This is a genomic window from Paractinoplanes tereljensis, assembly GCF_016862435.1.
Lineage (GTDB): Bacteria > Actinomycetota > Actinomycetes > Mycobacteriales > Micromonosporaceae > Actinoplanes > Actinoplanes tereljensis.
This window is the reverse complement of record NZ_BOMY01000015.1, coordinates 16,706-33,870: the sequence shown is the minus strand read 5'-3', so window position 1 is coordinate 33,870 and position 17,165 is coordinate 16,706. Positions and strand designations below refer to the sequence as shown.

Below are 17,165 nucleotides of genomic sequence, written 5' to 3'. Positions count from 1 at the left end.
CTGCGCCGCTCCTAGCCTCCGCGCCGCTCCCGGGGCCGCTGCTGGTCCCCGCGCTGCTCCTGGCTCCTGCGCTGCTCCTGGCTCCCGCGCTGCTCCTGGCTCCCGCGCTGCTCCTGGCTCCCGCGCCGCTCCCGGCGCCGCTGCTGGTCCCCGCGTCGCTCTTGACTCTCGCGCCGTTCCTAGCGCCCGCGCCGCTGCCGGTCCCCGGGCTGGCCCTGGCCCGGGTGAATGGCGACTCAAACGGTGCCTTGCCGCCGCGAGGCCAGGTCCTACTTTCTGCGAGCGCGAGTAGCCATGCTCTGACCTTCTTCGGCCCGAGCCGGGGCTCTGGGCTGGAGTGAGTGGGGGCGGGCATGCGGGACGCGGTGGATCCGGCGGTCAGCCGGTGGAACGGGCGTGGGTGGCGGCCCAGCCAGCGACCGGCCAGCAGCAGGGCGACGATCATCGTGGCCAGCACGGCAAGCGCGCCCCCGGCCCGACCGGCCCGGGCCGCGAGCAGGTCATAAGAGGCTCCCGCCAGGTAGCTGGCACCCACCATCCACAGTGACCAGAGCGCAGCCGCGGGCGTCTGCCAGGCCGCGAATCGGCGGTAGGGCACCCCGTTCATCCCGGCCAGCCGGGGGACCAGCGTGCGGGCACCGACGATCCACTGACCGAGGAAGATCGCCCGGCCGCCCCGTCGAGTGAAGAGCTTCTCGGCCCGGTCCCAGCGTTTGTCGCCGATCCAGCGGCCCAGCCGGGTCGTCCGCACCCGCGGCCCGCGCCGGCGGCCGGTGTGAAAAGCCATCGTTCCGCCAAATGTCGCAGCCGCGACCGCCACCAGCAGCGCCGGCACGATCTGCACGGTGCCGGCGTTGGCGAGTAGGCCGAGAGCGATCAGCGCGGTAGCGGCCGGCAGCACCAGCCCCGCGACAACGGCCGACTCGGCGGCGACCAGCCCGGCGACAACCGTGTACACCAGAAGTGGCGGAAGACCGCCGAGGAGGTCGTTGAGCCAGGGCATGACCGTGACGCTATGCAGCCGATCAGCCACCCTCAATCGGTGATCGCCCCTAAGGCCGCGCCGCGATCGGGGTATGACTGGGTGATGGACATCCTCGTAGCCGGCGGCCACGGCCAAATCGCCCTCCGCCTGTTGAAGCTCCTGGCCGCCGACGGCCACACCGCACGCGGCTTGATCCGTAAGCCGGAGCAGGCCGGCGACCTGACCGCCGTGGGCGCCGTACCGGTGATCGGCGACCTGGAGAACGACCCGTCACTGGCCCCGTACGTGAAGGGCGCCGACGCCGTGGTCTTCGCCGCCGGCGCGGGCCCCGGCAGCGGCGTGGCCCGCAAGCGAACCGTGGACCTGGGCGGCGCCGTGAAGCTGGCCGACGCGGCGCTGGCCGAGCACGTGACCCGCTACGTCATGGTCTCCTCGATCGGAGCCCAGGCCCCCGCCAGTGCCGGCCCCGACATGCAGCCGTACCTGGAGGCAAAGGCCGAAGCCGACGCGTACGTGGTGGCCAGCGGCCTGGACTACACGATCGTCCGCCCCGGCAGCCTGACCGACGCCCCGGGCACCGGCCGGGTAACCGTCACCCGCGACCTGGGCAACCGTGGCCCGGTCCCGCGCGACGACGTAGCCGCCGTCCTGGCCGCCTGCCTGGTCACGCCGGCCACCATCGGAGTCACCTTCGAACTCTTCGCCGGCGAAACCCCAATCCCGGAAGCCCTACGCCTCTAACGCCCGCCCCGGAGAACCAACGCCGCCCGCAGCCGCGACGTCGCCCGCAGCCGCGACGTCGCCCGCAGCCGCGACGTCGCCCGCAGCCGCGACGTCGCCCGCAGCCGCGACGCCGCCCGCAGCCGCGACCGCGCGGGCCGGCGTCGCCTATCTGCTGGCGCTGCCTGTAGCCGCGACCGCTCGGGCTGGCGTCGCCTGTCTGCTGGCGCTGCCTGCTGGCGAGGGCGGGCGCCTGCGTTGCGAGCGCCGAACCATGGCCGTTCGTGGCGCAGGTGGGACTGGCGCCAGCCACCTGTGAGCGCCGGCCGCCTGCGTTGCGACCGGGCTTGCGTTGTGACCCGGCCGCGATCCCCGCCTTCGTCTAGTTCCGAGCGCCAGACCGTGGCTGCTTCCGTTGCGGATGGGAGGGGCGCCGCCTACTGCAGATGCGCGGCCAGGGATCGGGCCTCGCTTCGCAGTTTTTCGGCGCGATCGGGGTGGCCGGCACGTTCGTAGTCGTCGGCCGCTGTCTCCCGTTCGGCCAGTTCGGCTCGCACTATCTGCTCGACCTCCGGCTCGGTCAGGGCGCGGCGGGCCACCTCGGTGGCACCCACGCCGACCGGCAGTGCCTCGATCGCCAGGCTTCCCTGCGCACCCTCCGCAGGTGCCACCGCCTCGGCGTTGTCGAGCGCCGCCAAGGTGGCACGCAGAGCCGTTGTGGCGTCCCGGTCGCGAGCTTTCATCGCGACCGGCAGGGCCTTCCGAAGCCGTTCGCGCAGCGAGCTGTCCGTCATGCCCGCGACGCTATCGACCACATAGCCGCGACGGCACCGGTTTTCGGGGGCAACCCGGACTCCGCCCGCCCAGTGGCCTCCTGGCCGCGTCTCCCGGCGGCGCCTCCTGATCGCGTCTTTCGGCCGCGTCTTTCGGCCTACCCGACCGCACCGTTGGACGGGCCGGCCGACGTTAAGACGGCCCTTGGCGACCCAGGTGCCTGGCCGACCTGTCTGCCCGTGTCTCTCGGCCGATCGTGCGGCCGTGCTGCCGGCATGCCCGCGCGGGTCGGTGAGATTCGTCGTCGCTGTTTAGTTGTTGTCGAATTCTCGTCGGCAATGTGGCAGCAGCGCGGACAGCGCCGGGCTCAGCCGCGGTCGCCACACCAGAGCGAGCAACGCCGGGATGTCGACCCCGGTGATCGGCACGGCCACCAGACCAGGGTGCACCGACGCCATCGACTCACTCAACACAGCGACTCCCATGCCGCGCGCCGCCAGCTCCGCAACTGCGCCGGGTGCTGACGCGACCAGCACGACATCAGGAATCAAGCCCGCGGTCACACAAGCCTCGTCAAACGAGGCCCGGATCCCGGTCCCTTCGGGCAACGTGACGAGAGGATAGGACACCAACTCGGCGAGTGGTAAGCCCTTCGATCCCGCGGGCGGCGTGTCGGGTGGGACCAACGCGACCAGGCCCTCGTTGGCGACCACGTGCGCGCCCAGGTGCTCCGGCGGCGCGCCGGCCACACCGACCAGGGCGATGTCGGCCGTTCCGGCGATCACCGAGGCGATCAGGTGCTGGGAGTTGTCCTCGACGAGTTCGAGCTCGATCGTGGGGTGTTCGCGGTGGAACGCGGCCAGCGCGGCGAACAGCGGCGTGACCTCGCAGCCGGTCACCATGCCGACCGTGAGACGGCCCCGGACCAGCCCGTTGACCTCGTCGATCGCCTCACGTAGGTCAGCTGCGGCGTCGAGGGCCGCTTGAGCGTAGGGCCGGGCGGCCGCACCCGCGGCGGTGAGCCGGGCGACCCGGCCGGAGCGATCGAAGAGCTCCGCGCCCAGCTCCGTTTCCAGGGCCTTGACCTGGGCACTTACTCCGGACTGGCTGATGTGCACGCGCTCGGCCGCACGGGTGAAGTTGGCTTCGTCGGCCACCGCCAGAAAGTACTCGAGCTGCCGCAGTTCCATAACCACAGATTCTAGTTCCAACAAAAACCATGCGTTGGACTTCTTTTCCCGGCCAGAGCAAGGTGGAGCCATGACCGAACGCGAAAAAGCTGGTAAGCCCGAAGACCTGACCCGCCTGTTCGTCGAGCGCGCCAACGCCAAGGACGCGGAAGGGCTCGCCCTGCTCTACGAGGAGGATGCCGTCATGGCCTATCCGCCGGGGCAGCAGACCGTGGGCCGGGCCGCGATTCAGAAGCTCTGGGAGGGGGCGCTGCCGCATATGCCGGCGTTCGAGCCCGAGGAGCCGCTACCCACGCTGGTCAGCGGTGGCCTGGCGCTGACCTCGACCCCGCCGAAGGACGGCTCCGGCGCTCGCGCCCAGGTGGTGCGCCGCCAGCCCGACGGCTCCTGGCTGCGCGTGCTCGACCAGCCGGAGTTTCAGAAACCGACCGACTGAGGGGGTGCGGCCCGGCCGCCACGGGGGAGAGGCGACCGGGCCGCGAGTGTTGCCTAGAGCGCGATGCGCTGACCGGGGAAGATCAGGTTGGGGTTGCTGACACTGCCGCTGTTCAGCTTGTAGAGAGTGCGCCAGCCGCCCGTGACGTGGTTCTTCGTCGCGATCGCGGCCAGCGTGTCGCCGGAGCGGACGACGTAGTGCTTGCCGGTGGCCTTGACGGTCGTCGACCGGGTGACCTTGGAGCTCGAAGCCGACGACTTCTTCGTCGACTTCTTGGTCGCCTTGTGGGTGGACGACTTCGACGAGGAAGACGACTTAGCCGACGACTTGGAGCCGCTGGTGTTCGTGCTCTTGTACTGCTTCGACGAACCGGCCTTCTTGCCGCAGACCGGCCACGCGCCGATGCCCTGGCCGGCCCGCACCTTCTCGGCGATCCGGATCTGCTCCGACTTGCTCGCCTTGTTGGCGGTGGACGCATACTTCGCGCCGCCGTAGGCCTTCCAGGTGCTGCGGCTGAACTGCAGGCCGCCGTAGTAGCCGTTGCCGGTGTTGATGCTCCAGTTTCCGCCCGACTCGCACTGCGCGACTGCGTCCCAGTTCACACTGGACGCCTGCGCCGGCGAAGCCGGTCCCAGCAGGGCAACCGTGCCCGCGACGCCTGCGGCCGTGAGGCCGAACGCCAGGCGGGCATGCTTGCGAGCCCGCGAAACGCGGGCATGCTTGTGGATCTGAGCCATAAGAGAGAAACCTCCACGCCTACGAGGTCAGCTGTCGGGTTCGGGCTGAGGTGCCCGGCCGCTCCTGGCGGCTTCACCCCGAGGCGCGCGACCAGCGCGCCGAGGAACGTGTGGGTCCCCCGCTCCCTGCCACGAGTTCGAGATCCGGCGAGCGGCGGCAGGGACTCGGCGATCCGCTCGCGGTGCCCGCAATTGCGGACCGGCCGACGGTAACCACGGAGTTGGGGCATCGACCAAGCGTGAAGGGGCGATGGTGACGTTCTTCTCAGTGATTGCCCGATTTGATCTTTCTTTATGACGAGAATGACCGATACGTGGCGGTCTTGAATTACCGATCGGTAACTTGTCCGGTCGGAGCCGGAAACCTGATGGAGAATCGGCAACCATGAGCGAGCTCGTCCGCGATCACGACATCGTCGTCTACGGCGCTTCCGGCTTCGTCGGGGTGCTGGTGGCGAAATATCTGGCCGAGCATGCGCCGGCCGGCACCCGGGTCGCCCTGGCCGGCCGCTCGGAGACCAAGCTCACCGAGGTCAAGCAGCGCCTGGGCGTCGATTGGCCGGTCCTGGTGGCCGACGCCACCGACGCACCGGCCCTGGAAAAGGTGGCCGCGTCCACCCGTGTGGTGATCACCACCGTCGGGCCGTATGCGAAGTTCGGCAAAGATCTCGTGCGCGCGTGCGCGGCGGCCGGCACCGACTACGTCGACCTGACCGGCGAGGTGCTGTTCGCGCGGCAGAGCATCGACGACAACCACGAGCTGGCCCGCTCGACCGGCGCGCGGATCGTGCACTCGTGCGGCTTCGACTCGATCCCGTCCGACCTCGGGGTGCACGTCCTCGATCAGCAGGTGAAGGCCGACGGGGCCGGCGAGCTCACCGACACCACGCTGGTGGTCACCAGCATGCGGGGCGGGATGAGCGGCGGCACCATCGACTCGATGCGCCACCAGCTCGACACGGTCAAGCAGGACCGCAAGCTGCGCCGGCTCGCCGCCAGCCCGTATTCGTTGAGTCCGGACCGGGCCGCCGAGCCCGACCTGGGCCGGCAGGACGACGTCGCGCTTCTACGGGGTGAGGAGATCAACCCGCGGCTGCGCGGCACGCTGGCACCGTTCGTGATGGCCTCCTACAACACCCGCGTGGTCCGGCGCAGCAACGCGCTCCGCGAGTGGGCCTACGGGCGGCAGTTCCGCTACCGCGAGGCGATGAGCGTGGGGGCGTCTCCACTGTCGCCGGTGATCGCGTTCGCCACCAAGCTGGGTCTGGGTGCGCTGATCGTGGGTCTGTCGATCCCGCCGACCAGGTTCGTGCTCGACCGGGTACTGCCCAAGCCGGGGGAGGGGCCGAGCGAGCGTTCCCGCAACTCGGGTCACTTCACCATGGACCTGTTCACCACGACCACCACCGGCGAGCGCTACACGTCCCGGGTCAAGGCCAAGGGTGACCCGGGCTACGCGGCCACCGCCATCATGCTCGGTGAGTCCGCGCTGGCCCTGGTCCACGATCGCGATGCCCTGCCGCCGTCCGAGGGCGGCGTCCTCACGCCCGCCACCGCGCTCGGCGATGCTCTGGTGACCCGGCTGCGCGCCGCCGGGCTGGAGATCACCGCGCGGAAGTGCTGAGGCTCAGGGCGTGGCCAGAGTGCTGAGGATGGCCAGGCAGTAATCGGTGAGGTGGTCGGCTAGGAGTCCCGGGTCTTCGGACATGTCCCGGGACAGCCAGTCGATGATGACCTCGCTCAGGCCGGCCACCAGCGCGAGCAGCAGGCGCTCCTGCCGGAGCTGATCGGTGGGCTGGCTGCCAAGTCGCCGCAGCAGTGCCGCGAGAAACTGGGCGTCCTCGCGGAGCACACCGCGGCGCCGGGTCTCCATGCGCGGTGCGTTGATGTAGATGACCTGCGCCCGCTCGGGGTTGGCGCGCAGCATCTCGAGGAGCTTGTGCACGGACGGGCGCAGCATCTCGTCGAGATTTCCCGGCGTCTCGGGGGCGGCCCCGGCGATGCCCTTCAGCAGCCACTCGTTCTGCTGGCGGTGCAGTGCGCGGACCAGGTCGGGGCGGTCGACGAAGTGCTCGTAGAAATACCTCTTCGAGACCCGGGCCCCGGCGCACACATCGGCCACGGTCACGTCGTCGTAAGCGCGCGTGCCGAACAGTTCCAGCGCCGAGCTGAGAATCCGGTCTCGCCGGTCGGTTGCCCGCTCTTGACGGGACCGCCCGCCGTAGTTCTCGCCCCGCCGCGTCACCAACGCAGTCCGATCGTCCACGAGATCAAAGGTATGCCTTGCGCAACATCGACTCCGTCCACGTTGGGTACTCGCGGGTAGCCAGTGGCGACATGACGAATCCCTCATCGGCTTCATAACGATCGCTACTGGCCTTAACCGGGTCCATCCGGGCAGGATCATGTGGTGTCCACAAGTCGTCTTCCCTACCCGCTCACGCTTGCGGGCGACGGCCTCATCCTGCGCGAATGGCGTGCGGAAGACCTCGATGACCTGGTCGCGCTGCTCGACGAGCCGGACATCGCCCGGTGGACGCCGATGCCGACCCCGTTCGACCGGGAGGCCGGCCTCGCCTACCTCAGCCGTGCGCAGCAGGGCCGGGTCAGCGGCCGCCGGATCCAGCTCGCGATCACCGAGGACGGAGAGCGGCCGATCGGCGAGGTTCTGCTCTTCGGCGTTGACGCCGGCCTCAAGGAGGCCGAGCTGGGCTATCTGGTGGGCGCGCAGCATCGCCGGCGCGGGGTCGCGTCGGGCTCACTCTCCCTGCTTTCGATGTACGCGCGGGGCACTCTCAAACTGGGCCGGCTGCTCCTGCGGATCGACCCGGCCAACGTGGCGAGTACGGCCGTGGCCCGCCGCTGCGGTTACCGGCTCACCGGCGAACCCCCGATCCTGCAGGTGGGGCCGCACGGGCCGAGCAGTCTGGACACCTGGGAGCTCCCCGGCGACCGGGCCGCGACCCGCCTGGAACGACTGAAAAATGTCGCAGCCCGGCGGTACGGTCGTCGCACCTAACTGAGGAGGTGCCATGGTCAGCGTCGATCGTGCACAGGTGATGGCCTATCGGGTGGCGGCTCTGGGTCTGGCCGAGCGCAGCCGGAAGCGCCCCGCCGATCTCCCCGTCCTCGACCTCGGCGTCCAGGAATACACTCCCGGTTCCCAGCGGGTCGCGCTCGCCGCCCGCACCGGCGCGGCCCTCGACGACGACCGCCTGATCACCGTGTGGTCGGCCCGCGGTGCCCCGCACCTGCATCGCCGCTCCGACCTGGCGGCCCTGGTCAAACAGCTCTGGCCGGTGAGTGACGCCGACGCGACCGCGCGCATCAAGAGCGGCCAGATCCCCGAGGGCATGAAGCTCGGTCTGGCCGCCTTCACCGCCACGGCCGCCGCGTTCCGTGCGGTGGTGACGACCTCGATGCCGCGCGGCGAGGCGAGCGCCCAGGTGAGCGAGCGGGTGCCGGCCGAGCTGACCTACTACTGCCGAGGCTGCGAGGCGCAGCACATCGCCGGCAACGTCTGGCAGCACTCCGGCCTGGCCGGCGGGGTGGAGGTGCAGTCGCGCGGACGCGAGGCGACGCTCGGCCCGATCCCGGACGCACCGCCCCAGCCCACCGCTAACGAGGGCGTCGGCGAGCTGATCGCGACCTATCTGCGGTTCCTCGGTCCGGCGAGCCCGGCCGAGGTGGCTAAATACCTGGGCAGCAGCGCCGCCGAGATGAAGCGGGTCTGGCCGTCGGGGTTGGCCGAGGTGACGGTTGACGGGCGGAAGAGGTGGCTGCCGGAGTCCGAGGTGAGGGCGCTCGCCAAGGCTTCCGAGCCGGACGGCGTGCGGCTGATCCCGGGGATGGATCCGTTGCTGCAGGCCCGCGATCGCGACCTGCTGGTGCCCGATCGCGACCAGCAGAAAGAGGTGTGGCGCACCCTCGGAAACCCGGGTGCGCTGCTCGTCGACGGTGAGATCGCGGGAGTGTGGCGGGCCAAGCTGTCCGGCCGTAAGCGGGTCGACCTGACCGTCACCGCGTTCGGGTCGCTGCCGGCGTCGCGCCGTAAACAGGTCGAGGACGAAGCGGCCGAGGTGGCGCGCGGGCGCGAGGTGCCGGAGGCGGCCGTCGTCTTCGAGTGAGTCATCGCGGTGAACCGCCAGCCCTGCGGGCAAATCGGACGCATGGCGGGAACTGGCATACGCGGAGGTATCACGAAGGCAACGCGCGAGTAACAATGGCATCGATCGAGCGTTGATCTCGATCGGGGGCGGGCCCGGGGCCGACCGGAGGTGACGACATGCTGAGCAGGGAAGACAGCCGTCGTTTGGCGGAGCTTGAGCGCCATATGTGGCGCGATGATCCCGATTTCTGCACGCGCATGTCGGGCGGTGGCCTCAGAGTGGTGCCGCGCAGGCGCTATTCCGTCTCGCTGATCTTCACGGCCGCCGTCATCTGGCTGGCCGCGATCGCCCTCGGCGTGCTCGGCTGGTGGCCGGCCGCCATCCTGGCCGCTATCTGCGGCACCGCCGTCTTCGCCACGCTGATCGCCCGCGGCGCCCGCCGCGGCCGTAAGCGGGCCTGAAAGCCCGCCGCGGCCGTAAGCGGGCCTGAAAGCCCGCCGCGGCCCTAAGCGGGCCGAAAGCCCGCCGCGGCAAGCAAGCGGGCCGGAAGCCCGCCGCGGCAAGCAAGCGGGCGGAAAGCCCGCCGCAGCAAGCAAGCGGGCCGGAAAGCTGGAAAAGGAAAGACGACGCCGAGTGGGGTGTTCGGCGCCGTCTTCCCGCTGGGACTGAAAGCCGGGGATTTCCCGCGATGCGCCCCCGCATCGCGGGCAGCGGTCAGTCCCGGGTGTGGGCGCCTCGGCGGGAGCGGAAGACCCAGACGCGAAGCATCAGGAAGCGGACTGCGGTGGCCAGCAGGTTGGCCAGGATCAGGACGACCAGTTCCACCGGCTTCGACGGATTGGCCGACAGCCGATCGAGCAGGGCGAGGGAACCGCTGGTCAGGCCGAGGCCGATGGCGAAGACGATCAGGCCCTGGGCCTGGTGACGCCAGGCGCCGTCGTTACCGCGTACGCCGAAGGTGACCCGGCGGTTGACGGCGGTGTTGGCGATGGCGGTGACCAGCAGGGCGATCAGGTTCGCCCACTGCATGCCTACACCGGTGCGCAGTAGCGCGTACAGAAGAAGGTAGGCGAGCGTGCTCGCCGCACCCACCGCGGCGAAGCGGATGAGCTGGCCGGTCAGGCCGGCCGGAACGCCGGCCACCGGCAGCGGATTGCGGCCGAGTTGTTCGCGCAGCGTGCCCAGTGGCAGGCGGCCCGAGCCGAAGGCGCGCAACAGGCGCACGATTCCCTTGAGGTCGGCAACCGCGGTCGCGACGATGTCGACCCGGCTGTCCGGGTCGTCGACCCAGTCGACCGGCACCTCGTGGATGCGCAGGCCGGCCCGTTCGGCCAGGACCAGCATCTCGGTGTCGAAGAACCAACCGGTGTCCTCGACCATCGGCAGCAGGCGTTCAGCGACGTCCGACCGGATGGCCTTGAAGCCGCACTGGGCGTCGGAGAATCGGGCCGACAGCGTGCCGCGCAGGATCAGGTTGTAGGTGCGGGAGATGAACTCGCGCTTCGCGCCCCGCACGACCCGGGAACCGCGGGCCAGCCGGGAACCGATGGCCAGGTCGGAGTGACCGGAGATCAGCGGGGCCACCAGCGGCAACAGCGCGCCGAGGTCGGTGGAGAGGTCCACGTCCATGTAGGCCAGGACGGCCGCGTCGGAGTGGGTCCAGACGTACTTCAGCGCGCGGCCGCGGCCTTTCTCCGGCAGGTGTACGGCGGCGACGCCGGGCAGTTCGCCGGCGAGCCGGCCGGCGACCTCGGCGGTCGAGTCGGTGCTCGCGTTGTCGGCGACGGTGATCCGGAAGCGGTACGGGAAGTGGGCCGAGAGGTACGCGTGCAGACGCCGTACGCACGGTTCAAGGTCGATCTCCTCGTTGTAGACGGGGACGACCACATCGAGCACCGGAGCTTCGAACCGGGTCGAGTCGGTGGCGTGCGATGGCAGCGTCGTAAGGCTCATGCCATCCAAGGTCGGCCACGCAACTAGGCAATACGTAAGGCATCCCTGTGTGGACACTGTGAGTCCGTTTTCTGCTTTGTGAACGTTTCCCTAATGGGTGAACGCCGCAACGGGCGGCCCCGAAACGGGAGCCGCCCGTTGATGGGCGTAAATGCCTTGTTAGGAGGTCGGCGAGGTCAGGTCGTAGACCGTGGTGCTGCCGACGGTGGTCGCGGTGAAGTTGTCGGCCACCCACTGGGCGATCTCGGAGCTGGCGTTGCTGCCGCCGGTGCTCGTGCTGCCCCCGCTGCTTCCGCCGATGTAGTAATGGATCTTTCCGGCGGAGACATATTCCTCGAATTGGGCGAGAGTGGGTGACGGGTCGGTGCCGTTGAAGCCGCCGACCGCCATCACCGGGTCGCCGGTGGCCAGCTGGTAACCGGACGCGTTCTGCGAGCCGATCGTGGCCGCCACCCAGGTGTACTTGTCGGCGTCGGCCTGGAGCAGCGCCTTCATCTCGTCGGTGACCGTGACCGCGTCGAGGAGGCTGCCCATGCCGCCCCCGCCGCCGCGCATCCCGCCACCACCGTTGCCGCCGCCCTGGAAACCGCCACCCGTGGTGGTGCCGCCGCCATTGGTGCCGCCACCAGGGAATCCGCCGCCACCAGGGCCGCCGCCTCCGCCACGGTTCCCGCCGCCGCCTCCACCGAAGCCGCCGCGACCCCCGCCACCGCCGAAGCCACCGGTAGACGGCCCCGCCGATGGAATCGATCCGGTGTGTCCTTCAGATGCGGTTTGTACGGCGTACGCCGCGGGCCCGGCCAAAACCGCGACCAACGACGCACCCGCAGCCACCACGCCCAGGCGCGCCGACAGGCGCGACTTGATGAGCGAGGAGCCCAGCACGCCGGCCGCCGCGACCAGACCGCCGAGCAGCACCACCCACCGCAGCCAGGGCAGGAAGTCCGAGCTGCGGGTCAGCAGGTGGTAGCACCACCAGGCGGTGATCGCGATGGCGGCGGCCAGCGTCGCCGAGGCGATCAGATTGCGCCGGTTGCGCCAGAGCAGCACCGACCCCATGCCGACGACCGCACCGATCGCCGGCGCCAGGGCGACGGTGTAGTACGCGTGGAAGATGCCCTGCATGAAGCTGAAGACCAGGCCGGTGATCATGAGCCAGCCGCCCCAGATCACGAAGCCGGCGCGTTGCCGGTCGGTGCGGATCCGCGGCGCGGTCAGCACCAGCCCGGCGACCAGAACGATCAGCGCGCCGGGGAGGAGCCAGGAGATCTGCCCGCCCTGCGAGCTGTCGAACATCCGCAACAGCCCGGTCTCACCCCAGCCGCTGCCGCCTCCACCGCCGCCGACGCTGCCGGTCTCATCGCCGGAGAGTCGGCCGAGTCCGTTGTAGCCGAGGGCGAGCTCGAGAATGCTGTTGTTCTGCGAGCCGCCGATGAAGGGTCGCGCGGAGGCCGGCACTAGTTCGACGATGAGGATGTACCAACCGGCCGACACGACCAGGGCGACCAGGGCCAGCAGCAGCTGGACGAGGCGCTTGCCGAGCTTCGGCGGTCCGGCGATCAGGTACGCGAGGGCGAAGGCCGGCACGACCAGCAGCGCCTGCAGCATCTTGGCAAGGAAGCCGAAGCCGACGAAGACACCGGCCCAGATCAGCCACTTGGTCTTGCCGTTCTCGATCGCCCGGGAGGTCGCCCAGGCGCCGGCGACCATCATCAGGACGAGCATCGCGTCGGGGTTGTTGAAGCGGAACATCAGCACGGCGATCGGGGTGAGCGCGAGCACCGCGCCGGCGATCAGGCCGGCCGCTGGGCCGAACCAGCGCTTGACGCTGGCATAGAGCAGGCCGACGCTGGCCACACCCATGAGCGCCTGCGGCACCAGGATGCTCCACGAATTGACCCCGAAGATTCGGGCGGAGAGCGACATCACCCAGAGCGCGCCGGGCGTCTTGTCCACAGTGATCGAGTTGGCCGCGTCGGAGGAGCCGTAGAAGAGCGCCTTCCAGCTCACCGATCCGGCCTGGGCGGCGGACGAGTAGAACGCGTTGGCCCAGCCCGATTTGTCTAGTCCCCAGATGTAGAGGACGCCGGTGAGCAGGAGGAGCGCATAAAGCGACGGCCGCACCCAGGTGGGATCGTCGCCCAGAAGGAGACGCCGGGCGCGCGACGGCGTGGGCGCGGGCGGTGGCGGTGGCGGAGCCACAATCGGCGGAACGGGCAACGTCGAGGTCATCGAGGCTCCACAGGCTGGTGGATCGGTTACTCGACAACACTCGACGTGTGCCCTGTGCGGCTGCTGTGGATTACCGAGCGCGACGCTGGGAAGACGCGGTGGCGAGTTTCTCCAGCACCGAAACGGTCGGTTCCCAGCCCATGCAGGCATCGGTGACGGACTGGCCGTAGGTGAGCGAACCACCCAGCTCCTGCCGTCCCGGAACGAGGAAGCTCTCCAGCATGACGCCGCTGATGCCGTGCTGCCCGTCGGCGACCTGGCCGGCCACGTCGTCGGCGACCAGCGGCTGGCGCAGGTGGTCCTTGCCGCTGTTGCCGTGCGAGCAGTCGATCACCAGGCGCTCCGCCTCGCCGGCCTTGCGCAGCAGCTGCAGCGCACCCTCGACGTCGGCGGCGCTGTAGTTCGGGCGGCCCCCGCCACCACGCAGCACCAGGTGGGTGTCGGGGTTGCCGGTGGTGTGCAGGATCGCCGGGGTGCCGGAGTAGTCGATGCCCGGGAAGACGTGCGGCACGGCCGCGGCCTGGATGGCGTCGATCGCCGTGCTGATGCTGCCGTCGGGGCGGTTCTTCATGCCGATCGGCATCGAAAGACCGGAGGCCAGCTGCCGGTGGACCTGCGATTCGACCGTACGGGCACCGATCGCGCCCCAGGCCACGGTGTCGGCGATGTACTGCGGCGTGATCGGGTCGAGGAACTCGACCGCGGTCGGCAGCCCCCGGCCGACGATCTCGAGTAGCAGCTTGCGGGCGATCCGCAGCCCGGTGCCGACGTCGCCGGTGCCGTCCAGCGCCGGGTCGTTGATCAGGCCCTTCCAGCCGACCGTGGAGCGCGGCTTCTCGAAGTAGACGCGCATCACCACGAGCAGGTCGTCACTGAGCCGGTCGGCCTGCTCGCGCAGCAGTCCGGCGTACTCCCCGGCGGCGGCCGGATCGTGCACGGAACAGGGGCCGACGACGACCAGCAGCCGTGGATCTCGGGCGTTCAGCACGTCTTCGACCTGTCGGCGGCCGTCCAGCACGGTGTCGTGCAGATCGGCCGTCAAGGGCAGCTCGTGGTGCAGCAGCGCGGGGCTCATCAGCGGAACGACCGCGGCGATGCGCTGGTCACGGACGCGCTGGACCTCGGGGGCAGTCACGGTGGATCTCCCATTCTCCGCCGGCACCCACGGTGAGAACCGGCAAACAAAAAGGCAGCGACGTCGTCGCTGCCTCAGGCCGGCTCTGGCTTGGTGTCTCAGGTCATGAAGTGATAACCGAGGCACCGGCGTGAGCCGGCCCGGTAAACCACCGATACATGCGAGACACGTCGGCCAGCATAGCGCGTCACCGTGACCGGGACACGGTCTGTGGCAACTGACCAGCTGTTGGGACGAGGTCCGCCGGGGCGAGCGGCAGGACCACGGTGAAGACGGTCTGGCCGGGAACGCTCTGTACGGACACGTTGCCGCGGTGCGCGGTGACCACGGCATGCACGATCGACAGGCCGAGGCCGGTGCTGCCGGCGGCCCGGGATCGGGAGCTGTCGCCGCGGGCGAAGCGCTCGAAGATGTGCGGCTGGAGTTCGGGCGCGATGCCCGGCCCGCCGTCGATGACGTGCACGACCGCGGCGTCCTGACCGGCCCGGACCGAGACCGTGACGGTGGTGCCCTCCGGAGTGTGGGTGCGGGCGTTGGCCAGCAGGTTGGCGACCACCTGGTGCAGGCGGGCGCCGTCGCCGACCACGGTGACCGGTTCCTCGGGCAGGTCAAGCTGCCAGTAGTGCCGTGGTCCGGCGGCGTGCGCGTCGCTGACCGCGTCGACGACAAGCATGGTCAGGTCGACCGGGTCCTGGCCGAGCGGCCGGCCGGCGTCGAGCCGGGCGAGCAGCAGCAGGTCTTCGACGAGCCCGGTCATTCGTTGGGCCTCGGACTCGACCCGGCTCAGCACGTGTGCGATCTCCTCGGAGATCGGGGCCCGGCTGCGGCGGCTCAACTCGGCGTAACCGCGGATGGCCGCGAGCGGGGTGCGAAGTTCGTGGCTGGCGTCGGCGACGAACTGGCGTACCTGCATCTCGCTGGCGTGCCGGGCCTCCAGCGCGTTGCCGACGTGGTCGAGCAGCTGGTTGAGGGCGGCACCGACCTGGCCCACCTCGGTGCGCGGATCGGTGTCGGCCTCCGGGACGCGTTGCGCCAGCTGCACCACGCCGCGGTCGAGCCGCAGCTCGGAGACCCGGGTGGCGGTGCTCGCCACCCGGCGCAGCGGCCGCAGCGTGCCGCGAACGATGAACACGCCGGCCCAACCGGCGATGACCAGGGCGATGAGTACGGCGCCGCCGGTGACCAGAGCGACCCGGAACAGCACCTTGTGCAGGGGCTCGAGCGGCAGTGCGACGATCTTGATGCGGCCGTCTTCGGCGTCCTCGGCGGTGACCCGGAAAGAGCCGAACGAGCCGAGGTCGACGTCCGACTTGCTGCCGTCGGTCTTGACCGCGATCAACGTCGCCTTCGCCGCGTCGTCCAGATCAATCCAGTCCAGGGTGTATTGGTTGCTGCTGCTGCTGGTGTCGCTGGTGCTGGGGGCGAGCGTGACCACGCCGCCCCGGAAGGCGCTGGTGTCGGCCGGGTCGTAGGAGGCGGTGATCGAGCCCCGCTCCGAGCCGGGGGACGGCCCGTTGATGTTGAACTCGGGCGGGTGCTGGTTACCACCGCCGTTGAATGGCTGGCTTCCGTTACCGCGGCCCGGGTTCATCGACTGGTCGAGCTTGGCGTCGATCTGGTCGTACAGCTGCTGGCGGAGAATCAGCTCGGCGGTGCCGCCGACGGCGACACCGATGATGGCCAGCAGGGTGATCATGATCGCCACGATGCGGGTACGCAGCGACCAGCCCGCCGGGCTACGCCAGCGGGCGGGACGAGGGGATGGGGTCTTAGTCCGCCGGCTTGAGGACATACCCGGCTCCGCGCATCGTGTGGATCATCGGCGTACGACCCGCGTCGATCTTCTTGCGGAGGTACGAGATGTAGAGCTCGACCACGTTGGCCTGGCCGCCGAAGTCGTAGTTCCACACCCGGTCCAGGATCTGGCTCTTGCTCAGCACCCGGCGCGGGTTACGCATGAGGTAACGCAGCAGCTCGAACTCGGTCGCGGTGAGCGTGACCAGGTCACTGCCCCGGCGAACCTCGTGGCTGTCCTCGTCGAGGGACAGGTCGCCGACGATGAGCTGCGACTCGGTCCGCATCGGCGAGTGGCCCATCCGGCGCATCAGGCCGCGCAGCCGGGCCACCACCTCTTCGAGGCTGAACGGCTTGGTGACGTAGTCGTCGCCGCCGGCGGTGAGGCCGGTGATCCGGTCCTCCACCGAGTCCTTGGCGGTGAGGAACAGCACCGGCACCTCGGGCGATTCGCCACGCAGGCGGCGCAGCACCTCGAGCCCGTCGATGTCCGGCAGCATCATGTCGAGGACGACGGCGTCCGGGCGGAAGTCGCGGGCGGTGCGCACCGCGGTCTGGCCGTCTCCGGCACTCTTCACGTCCCAGCCCTCGTAACGCAGGGCCATGGAGAGGAGCTCGGCCAACGTCGGTTCGTCGTCGACCACGAGGACTCGAACCGGGCCACCGTCGGGGCGGCGGAGCTCGGTGCCGGATTCTTGGTTCGCCATCGTCATGCCCCTACTGTCACGGGTCACGCTTTGCGCCGCCTTTCCGCTTCCTGTGTAGCACCTGTGACCCGGACGCACAGGAAGCGCAAATATTTCGCACAGCCGTCTGACACCGTACGCCCTGATCGTGGTGGTTATGACGCAGACGATGAAGCACCAGATGCTCGGCTGGAAGCGGCGTTCGGGTCTCGCGGCGCTGGGTGCCGCGGTCGCCCTGGCGGCGGTCCTGGGTCCACAGATGAGCGCGACGACCCGGCTCGGAGCTGCCAGTGAGGTGGCCGGCTACGCGACCGTCACGGCCGCCGACACGATCACCAGCCAGGCCATGCTGGCCGAGGTGGCAGCGGGCAGTGGACGCGTGTCGAAAACCCTCGAAAGCGTATAAAACGCCCA

At 69.9% G+C, this 17,165-nt stretch carries 17 protein-coding genes and 1 riboswitch; of the genes, 7 read left to right on the top strand and 10 right to left on the bottom strand.

Annotation, left to right across the window (positions count from 1 at the left end; all coding sequences use genetic code 11):
- A partial coding sequence (locus Ate02nite_RS48690) for a DedA family protein (protein ID WP_239147309.1) occupies positions 1-1,003 on the bottom strand: 1,003 nt, incomplete at its 3' end.
- A 39-nt stretch (positions 1,004-1,042) separates the two neighbouring features.
- Here Ate02nite_RS48690 and Ate02nite_RS11515 point away from each other — a divergent pair.
- Positions 1,043-1,726: an SDR family oxidoreductase gene (locus tag Ate02nite_RS11515; protein ID WP_239147308.1), complete on the top strand. Its 684-nt coding sequence runs from the start codon at positions 1,043-1,045 to the stop codon at positions 1,724-1,726.
- A gap of 416 nt (positions 1,727-2,142) precedes the next feature.
- Here the strand turns inward: Ate02nite_RS11515 and Ate02nite_RS11510 are convergent, their stop codons facing one another.
- Both Ate02nite_RS11510 and Ate02nite_RS11505 read right to left on the bottom strand, forming a co-directional pair.
- On the bottom strand, positions 2,143-2,499 hold the full coding sequence (locus Ate02nite_RS11510) for a GatB/YqeY domain-containing protein (protein WP_203803595.1): 357 nt from the start codon (positions 2,497-2,499) through the stop codon (positions 2,143-2,145).
- Positions 2,500-2,790: 291 nt separating this feature from the next.
- Positions 2,791-3,669, bottom strand: coding sequence for a LysR family transcriptional regulator (locus tag Ate02nite_RS11505; RefSeq protein WP_203803593.1), 879 nt, complete (start codon positions 3,667-3,669; stop codon positions 2,791-2,793).
- Positions 3,670-3,739: 70 nt separating this feature from the next.
- Here Ate02nite_RS11505 and Ate02nite_RS11500 point away from each other — a divergent pair, with 70 nt between their 5' ends.
- A complete protein-coding gene (locus Ate02nite_RS11500) occupies positions 3,740-4,105 on the top strand; it encodes a YybH family protein (protein WP_203803591.1) in 366 nt (121 codons plus the stop codon).
- 53 nt (positions 4,106-4,158) lie between these two features.
- Here the strand turns inward: Ate02nite_RS11500 and Ate02nite_RS11495 are convergent, their stop codons facing one another.
- Entirely contained in the window at positions 4,159-4,842 is a 684-nt protein-coding gene (locus Ate02nite_RS11495; RefSeq protein ID WP_203803588.1) for a LysM peptidoglycan-binding domain-containing protein, read from the bottom strand.
- 1 nt (position 4,843) lies between these two features.
- Positions 4,844-5,002: riboswitch (cyclic di-AMP (ydaO/yuaA leader) on the bottom strand.
- A 225-nt stretch (positions 5,003-5,227) separates the two neighbouring features.
- Here Ate02nite_RS11495 and Ate02nite_RS11490 point away from each other — a divergent pair.
- Positions 5,228-6,466 carry a saccharopine dehydrogenase family protein gene (locus Ate02nite_RS11490; RefSeq protein WP_203803586.1) on the top strand — a complete coding sequence of 413 codons (1,239 nt, stop codon included), beginning with the start codon at positions 5,228-5,230 and terminating at the stop codon, positions 6,464-6,466.
- 3 nt (positions 6,467-6,469) lie between these two features.
- Here the strand turns inward: Ate02nite_RS11490 and Ate02nite_RS11485 are convergent, their stop codons facing one another.
- Positions 6,470-7,108: a TetR/AcrR family transcriptional regulator gene (locus Ate02nite_RS11485; RefSeq protein WP_239147307.1), complete on the bottom strand. Its 639-nt coding sequence runs from the start codon at positions 7,106-7,108 to the stop codon at positions 6,470-6,472.
- 144 nt (positions 7,109-7,252) lie between these two features.
- On the opposite strand from Ate02nite_RS11485, the gene Ate02nite_RS11480 reads away from it, so the two are divergent.
- The 3 genes from Ate02nite_RS11480 (at position 7,253) to Ate02nite_RS11470 (ending at position 9,412) form a co-directional block, all read left to right on the top strand.
- Positions 7,253-7,861 carry a GNAT family N-acetyltransferase gene (locus Ate02nite_RS11480; protein ID WP_203803578.1) on the top strand — a complete coding sequence of 203 codons (609 nt, stop codon included), beginning with the start codon at positions 7,253-7,255 and terminating at the stop codon, positions 7,859-7,861.
- 13 nt (positions 7,862-7,874) lie between these two features.
- The gene (locus Ate02nite_RS11475; protein WP_203803575.1) at positions 7,875-8,969 is read left to right on the top strand and encodes a DNA glycosylase AlkZ-like family protein; all 1,095 of its coding nucleotides are present in this window, start codon (positions 7,875-7,877) and stop codon (positions 8,967-8,969) included.
- A gap of 158 nt (positions 8,970-9,127) precedes the next feature.
- Positions 9,128-9,412 (top strand): DUF3040 domain-containing protein, encoded by a 285-nt coding sequence (locus tag Ate02nite_RS11470; protein ID WP_203803571.1) that lies wholly within the window; start codon positions 9,128-9,130, stop codon positions 9,410-9,412.
- Between the two features lie 253 nt (positions 9,413-9,665).
- Here Ate02nite_RS11470 and Ate02nite_RS11465 read toward each other — a convergent pair whose 3' ends face one another.
- The 5 genes from Ate02nite_RS11465 to Ate02nite_RS11445 form a co-directional block, all read right to left on the bottom strand.
- On the bottom strand, positions 9,666-10,904 hold the full coding sequence (locus Ate02nite_RS11465) for a bifunctional glycosyltransferase family 2/GtrA family protein (RefSeq protein ID WP_203803568.1): 1,239 nt from the start codon (positions 10,902-10,904) through the stop codon (positions 9,666-9,668).
- Positions 10,905-11,063: 159 nt separating this feature from the next.
- Complete coding sequence (locus Ate02nite_RS11460) at positions 11,064-13,136, bottom strand: glycosyltransferase family 39 protein (RefSeq protein WP_203803565.1); 2,073 nt, start codon at positions 13,134-13,136, stop codon at positions 11,064-11,066.
- Positions 13,137-13,206: 70 nt separating this feature from the next.
- Positions 13,207-14,271 (bottom strand): 3-deoxy-7-phosphoheptulonate synthase, encoded by a 1,065-nt coding sequence (locus Ate02nite_RS11455; protein ID WP_203803545.1) that lies wholly within the window; start codon positions 14,269-14,271, stop codon positions 13,207-13,209.
- A gap of 187 nt (positions 14,272-14,458) precedes the next feature.
- Positions 14,459-15,967: a sensor histidine kinase gene (locus Ate02nite_RS11450; RefSeq protein WP_275422851.1), complete on the bottom strand. Its 1,509-nt coding sequence runs from the start codon at positions 15,965-15,967 to the stop codon at positions 14,459-14,461.
- Between the two features lie 73 nt (positions 15,968-16,040).
- Positions 16,041-16,778 carry a response regulator transcription factor gene (locus Ate02nite_RS11445; protein ID WP_203803540.1) on the bottom strand — a complete coding sequence of 246 codons (738 nt, stop codon included), beginning with the start codon at positions 16,776-16,778 and terminating at the stop codon, positions 16,041-16,043.
- 130 nt (positions 16,779-16,908) lie between these two features.
- On the opposite strand from Ate02nite_RS11445, the gene Ate02nite_RS11440 reads away from it, so the two are divergent.
- A complete protein-coding gene (locus tag Ate02nite_RS11440) occupies positions 16,909-17,157 on the top strand; it encodes a hypothetical protein (protein WP_203803538.1) in 249 nt (82 codons plus the stop codon).
- Positions 17,158-17,165 lie beyond the last annotated feature (8 nt).

Bases quoted from the DNA above. Each gene is read 5' to 3' on its own strand.
- Ate02nite_RS11460 (WP_203803565.1), bottom strand. From the start codon at position 13,136: ATGACCTCGACGTTGCCCGTTCCGCCGATTGTGGCTCCGCCACCGCCA.
- Ate02nite_RS11495 (WP_203803588.1), bottom strand. From the start codon at position 4,842: ATGGCTCAGATCCACAAGCATGCCCGCGTTTCGCGGGCTCGCAAGCAT.
- Ate02nite_RS11500 (WP_203803591.1), top strand. From the start codon at position 3,740: ATGACCGAACGCGAAAAAGCTGGTAAGCCCGAAGACCTGACCCGCCTG.
- Ate02nite_RS11470 (WP_203803571.1), top strand. From the start codon at position 9,128: ATGCTGAGCAGGGAAGACAGCCGTCGTTTGGCGGAGCTTGAGCGCCAT.
- Ate02nite_RS11450 (WP_275422851.1), bottom strand. From the start codon at position 15,967: ATGATCACCCTGCTGGCCATCATCGGTGTCGCCGTCGGCGGCACCGCC.
- Ate02nite_RS11490 (WP_203803586.1), top strand. From the start codon at position 5,228: ATGAGCGAGCTCGTCCGCGATCACGACATCGTCGTCTACGGCGCTTCC.
- Ate02nite_RS11505 (WP_203803593.1), bottom strand. From the start codon at position 3,669: ATGGAACTGCGGCAGCTCGAGTACTTTCTGGCGGTGGCCGACGAAGCC.
- Ate02nite_RS11510 (WP_203803595.1), bottom strand. From the start codon at position 2,499: ATGACGGACAGCTCGCTGCGCGAACGGCTTCGGAAGGCCCTGCCGGTC.
- Ate02nite_RS11475 (WP_203803575.1), top strand. From the start codon at position 7,875: ATGGTCAGCGTCGATCGTGCACAGGTGATGGCCTATCGGGTGGCGGCT.
- Ate02nite_RS11465 (WP_203803568.1), bottom strand. From the start codon at position 10,904: ATGAGCCTTACGACGCTGCCATCGCACGCCACCGACTCGACCCGGTTC.
- Ate02nite_RS11445 (WP_203803540.1), bottom strand. From the start codon at position 16,778: ATGACGATGGCGAACCAAGAATCCGGCACCGAGCTCCGCCGCCCCGAC.
- Ate02nite_RS11440 (WP_203803538.1), top strand. From the start codon at position 16,909: ATGACGCAGACGATGAAGCACCAGATGCTCGGCTGGAAGCGGCGTTCG.